The 5,202-nt window shown below is 71.2% G+C and carries 4 protein-coding genes; 2 read left to right on the top strand and 2 right to left on the bottom strand.

What is annotated here, in order from left to right; translation table 11 throughout:
* Nucleotides 1-50: 50 nt before the first annotated feature.
* Together ACFVYR_RS38105 and ACFVYR_RS38100 are read right to left on the bottom strand one after the other, a co-directional pair.
* Entirely contained in the window at nt 51-722 is a 672-nt protein-coding gene (locus tag ACFVYR_RS38105; RefSeq protein WP_384258255.1) for a response regulator, read from the bottom strand.
* 415 nt (nt 723-1,137) lie between these two features.
* The gene (locus ACFVYR_RS38100; RefSeq protein WP_384258252.1) at nt 1,138-2,019 is read right to left on the bottom strand and encodes a RecB family exonuclease; all 882 of its coding nucleotides are present in this window, start codon (nt 2,017-2,019) and stop codon (nt 1,138-1,140) included.
* A 588-nt stretch (nt 2,020-2,607) separates the two neighbouring features.
* On the opposite strand from ACFVYR_RS38100, the gene ACFVYR_RS38095 reads away from it, so the two are divergent.
* Both ACFVYR_RS38095 and ACFVYR_RS38090 read left to right on the top strand, forming a co-directional pair.
* On the top strand, nt 2,608-4,155 hold the full coding sequence (locus ACFVYR_RS38095) for a site-2 protease family protein (protein ID WP_384258275.1): 1,548 nt from the start codon (nt 2,608-2,610) through the stop codon (nt 4,153-4,155).
* 76 nt (nt 4,156-4,231) lie between these two features.
* A complete protein-coding gene (locus tag ACFVYR_RS38090; RefSeq protein ID WP_384258250.1) occupies nt 4,232-5,134 on the top strand; it encodes a tRNA (adenine-N1)-methyltransferase in 903 nt (300 codons plus the stop codon).
* Nucleotides 5,135-5,202 lie beyond the last annotated feature (68 nt).

Raw genomic sequence — 5,202 nt, 5'->3', positions numbered from 1 at the left:
GGGGACGGCCACCTTCGTCGGTACGTACACACCTGCCGGGCCGGGCGCCCCTACTGCGCGCCCGGCCGCACCAGACCGCTCTCGTACGCGTACACCGCCGCCTGCACCCGGTCGCGCAGCCCCAGCTTCGTGAGCACATGGCCCACATGCGTCTTCACCGTCGTCTCGCTCACGAAGAGATCCGCCGCGATCTCCGCGTTCGACAGGCCCCGCGCCACCAGCTTCAGAACCTCGACCTCCCGGTCGGTGAGCGTGTGCAGGGTGTCCGGCACCGGCTCGTCACCGGACGGCAGATGCGCGGAGTACTTGTCGAGAAGCCGGCGGGTGATGCTCGGCGCCAGCATCGCCTCGCCCGCGGCGACCACCCGGATCGCCTGCACCAGCTCAATGGCCGGGGCATCCTTCAGGAGGAAACCGCTGGCACCCGCCCGCAGCGCCTCCACCACATACTCATCCAGATCGAAGGTCGTAAGCACCAGGACCTTCGCCGGACCGTCCCGGCCGGGCCCGGTGATCTGCCGGGTCGCCTCGACCCCGTCCATCCGCGGCATACGGATGTCCATCAACACCACATCGGGCTGCAACGCCCGCACCTGGTCGAGAGCCTGCAGGCCGTCTCCGGCCTCACCGACGACCGCGATGTCCTGCTCGGCCTCCAGAATCATCCGGAAACCGGTGCGCAACAGCGGCTGGTCATCGACCAGTAGGACGCGGATGGCCACGAGTCACTCCTTAGCTAGGGCCTGTCTTTCGGATCAGGCCGGACTTGGGTGGCTTTGCCTTTGGTGGGGCTTGAGCGGGGCCTGGTGCGTGCAGCTGCAAGGCGGAGGAGGGCGGCAATGCGGAGCATTGACAACCGACGACAACGCCGCAGATGTGCGTGCCAGCCCCCGCGACCCCGGACAGATCCGAAAGACAGGCCCTAGAGCCTGTCTTTGAACCCCCGTCTGCGCCCCGGCGCCCGGCACGCACGCTCGGCGCACGGAGCCCCAGGACAGGTGGCTCCGCCACATGACCTGGGACTCCGCACTCCGATCGCACGCTTCCCCAAGCTCTCGGCTCCGCTCGAGCAGGGGAGGCCCCAATCCACCGCTGCGCCCGCGCTTCGCGCGGACGACGGGGGTTCAAAGACAGGCTCTAGCCCGCGCCCATTCTGCCCTGCTCGCTGTCCACCGACTCGGGCACCCTCACAGGAAGCGGATACGGCGGGGGAGTCCCCCCGAATTCAGGACACACGGCCCGGTGATCGCACCAACCGCACAATTTGGTCGGACGCGGCCGCCAGTTCCCCGTCTCCGTCGCCAGCTCGATCGCCTCCCACAGCGCGAGCAGCTTCCGCTCCACCCGCTCCAGATCGGCCACCACCGGGTCATACGTGACGACATCACCACTGCCCAGATAGACGAGCTGCAGGCGGCGCGGCACCACACCCTTCAGCCGCCACACCACCAGCGCGTAGAACTTCATCTGGAACAGCGCCCCCTCCGCATACTCCGGACGCGGGGCCTTGCCCGTCTTGTAGTCGACGATGCGGACCTCACCCGAAGGGGCCACGTCCACCCGGTCGATGATGCCGCGCAGCTTCAACCCCGAATCCAGCTCGGCCTGCACGAACAGCTCCCGCTCGGCCGGCTCCAGACGGGTCGGGTCCTCCAGAGTGAACCAGCGCTCCACGAGCCGCTCCGCATCCGACAGCCAGCGCGCCATGCGCTCGCCCTCCGGATCGTCCGCGAACAACTCCGTCAGCTCGGGCCTCGCCTCCCGCAGCCGATCCCACTGACCCGGAATGAGCGACTTGGCACGCGGCGCGGTCCGCTCGCTCGCCGGCGCGTCGAAGAGCCGCTCAAGGACCGCGTGCACCAGCGTGCCCCGGGTCGCCGCCTCACTCGGCTTCTCGGGCAGCTTGTCGATCACCCGGAACCGGTACAGCAGGGGACACTGCATGAAATCGCCCGCGCGCGAGGGCGACAGAGACGCCGGGCGCACGGCCGCCACGGCGTCGTCGGTGCTGGTTTCCATGACAACAGACCCTACGACCCGCCACTGACAACAGCCGCATACCATCGACGACAAACCCTCTCGCCCTGCATGATCGTGCGGGTGACCGCGCCGGACCGGGGCGAGGGACGCTTCGAACGAGGGGACATCGTGGACGAAAGCGGCGGGAGCGGCAGGCCGCAGTCCGACGGCGCCGAAGGCCTGCGGCCGCGCGACACGGACGGCTCCACGGAGTCGACGGACGGCTCCCCGGAGCCGACCCGTCCGGTCGGCACGGCCGACGGACCGGTGCGCCCGGCCGACGAACCGGCCCGTGCGGTGGGCCGCCCGGCCCAGGAGGCGGCGCGTGGCGCGGACGTGCCGGACGAGCCGGACGTGCCACAGCACCCGGCTCACCCGGCTCACCCGGTCCACCCGGCTGACACCGACGCACCGGCACAGCCGGGGCACGACGGCACGGACGTCTCCCCGGCCGAGGCCCGGCACGACAGCTCGGACGTGCCTTCGGCCGAGCCGCGCCACGACAGCTCAGACGTGCCTCCGGCCAAGCCGCGGGCCGTCGACGGCACGGACGTCTCCCCGGCCGAGGCCCGCCACGACAGCTCAGACGTGCCTCCGGTCGAGCCGCGGCACGACGGCACGGACGCCTCCCCGGCCGAGGCCCGGCACGACACCTCGGACGTGCCTCCGGCCGAGCCGCGGCACGACGGCACGAAATCTTTGGCCGCGCCACGCCACGACAGCTCGGACGTGCCTTCGGCCGAGCCGCGCCACGACACCTCGGACGTGCCTCCGGCCGAGCCGCGGCACGACAGCTCGGACGCACCCCCGGCCGCCCCGCCGAGAGAGCCGCACCCCCACACCGGCGCACCACAGCCGCCCGCGCACAGCCCGCGCGCCTCCCTCACCGAAGCGCCACCGCAGGAGCAGCCCGACGGACGCCGCCGGGCCACCCGCGAGGCGCCCGCCGGCAAGAGCGCCCCCGTGCCGCCCAAGGCCCAGAAGGGACCGGGCGGCGGCCTGCTCATGGGCAGGCCCTTCGGCGTACCCGTCTACGTCGCACCCAGCTGGTTCCTCGTCGCCGCCCTCATCACCTGGGTCTTCGGCGACCAGCTCGACCGCGTCCTGCCCGAGCTCGGCAACGCCCGCTACCTCGTCTCCCTCTTCTTCGCGGTCGCCTTCTATGCCTCCGTACTCGTCCACGAACTCGCCCACACCGTCGCCGCCCTCCGCTTCAAACTGCCGGTGCGCCGCATCCAGCTGCAGTTCTTCGGCGGCGTCTCCGAGATCGAGAAGGAATCCGAGACCCCGGGACGCGAATTCGTCCTCGCCTTCGTCGGCCCCCTGCTCTCCCTCGTACTCGCCGGTGTCTTCTACGCCGGAATGCGCGTCGTCGAACCCGGCACCGTCCCCGGCGTCCTGCTCGCCGGCCTCATGATCTCCAACCTCATCGTCGCCGCCTTCAACCTCCTGCCCGGCCTCCCCCTGGACGGCGGCCGCATGCTGCGCGCCGTCGTCTGGAAGATCACCGGAAAACCCATGAGCGGCACCGTCGCCGCCGCCTGGGTGGGCCGCGCCCTCGCCATCTCCGTCCTCATCGGACTGCCCCTGCTCAACCAGTCCGGCGCCCTCGGCGGCGACACCCAGGACATCGGCGGCATGGACACCGTCACCGACGCCCTGCTCGCCGCGATCCTCGCCGCCATCATCTGGACCGGCGCGGGAAACAGCCTGCGCATGGCCCGCCTGCGCGAACACCTGCCCGAACTGCGCGCCCGCACCCTGACCCGCCGCGCCGTCCCCGTCGAGGGCGACACCCCGCTCTCCGAAGCGCTGCGCAGGGCCAACGACGCCGGCGCCCGCGCCCTCGTCGTCGTCGACGCCGACGGCGACCCCATGGCCGTCGTCCGTGAGGCCGCCATCGTCTCCGTCCCCCAGCACCGCCGCCCCTGGGTCGGCGTCGGCGGCCTCGCCCAGGACATCACCGAAGGGATGCGGATCTCCGCCGAGCTCGCCGGCGAAGAACTCCTCGACACCCTCCGGGCCACCCCCGCCACCGAATACCTCGTCGTCGAGGAGTCCGGCGAAATCTACGGAGTACTCTCCGCCGCCGACGTGGAACGCGCCTTCGTCAAGGCCATGGCCCGCCCCTCCTGACGCCCCTCCTCATAAAGAGGGAAAGGCCGCCGACACCGTGGTCGGCGGCCCGCGCGAGGGCCGGTAGGCTGGTCACATGTCCGAACCGACCGGTGCCGCCCGCCGTCGCGGGCCCTTCAAGGTCGGGGACCAGGTCCAGCTCACCGACCCCAAGGGACGCCACTACACGTTCACGCTCGAAGCCGGGAAGAATTTCCACACCCACAAGGGTTCCTTCCCCCACGACGAGCTGATCGGCGCTCCCGAGGGCAGTGTTGTCCGAACCACAGGGAACGTCGCCTACCTGGCGCTGCGCCCCCTGCTCCCCGACTACGTCCTGTCCATGCCCCGCGGCGCCGCCGTGGTCTACCCCAAGGACGCGGGGCAGATCCTGGCCTTCGCCGACATCTTCCCCGGCGCTCGCGTCGTGGAGGCAGGCGTCGGCTCGGGCTCGCTCAGCAGCTTCCTGCTGCGCGCCATCGGCGACCAGGGGATGCTGCACTCCTACGAGCGCCGCGAGGACTTCGCCGACATCGCCCGGCAGAACGTGGAACGCTACTTCGGCGGCCCCCACCCCGCCTGGCAGCTCACCGTCGGCGACCTCCAGGACAACCTCAGCGACACCGAGGTCGACCGCGTCATCCTCGACATGCTCGCCCCCTGGGAATGCCTGGAGGCCGTCTCCAAGGCCCTCGTCCCCGGCGGCATCATGTGCTGCTACGTGGCCACCACCACCCAGCTCGCACGGACCGTCGAGTCCATCCGCGAGATCGGCGGCTTCAACGAACCGACCGCCTGGGAATCGATGATCCGCAACTGGCACATCGAAGGCCTCGCCGTACGCCCCGACCACCGCATGATCGGCCACACCGGATTCCTGCTCACCGCCCGCCGCCTCGCGGACGGCGTGGAGCCCCCCATGCGCCGCCGCCGCCCCGCCAAGGGCGCGTACGGCGAGGACTACTCCGGACCCAACGCCGACGGCGGCTCCCCGCGCTGAACCGCGCGGAACCCCGCCCAATGAGCAGGCGCCGCCGCCGAGTTCCCTGACCGACCAGGGAACTCGGC

It is taken from the genome of Streptomyces sp. NPDC058284 (assembly GCF_042881135.1).
Taxonomy (GTDB): Bacteria; Actinomycetota; Actinomycetes; order Streptomycetales; family Streptomycetaceae; genus Streptomyces.
The sequence above is the reverse complement of the archived record's forward strand: the minus strand, read 5'-3'. Positions and strand labels throughout refer to the sequence as shown.

Excerpts from the sequence above, each read along its gene's own strand:
- ACFVYR_RS38100 (WP_384258252.1), bottom strand. The coding sequence starts at position 2,019 with ATGGAAACCAGCACCGACGACGCCGTGGCGGCCGTGCGCCCGGCGTCT.
- ACFVYR_RS38090 (WP_384258250.1), top strand. The coding sequence starts at position 4,232 with ATGTCCGAACCGACCGGTGCCGCCCGCCGTCGCGGGCCCTTCAAGGTC.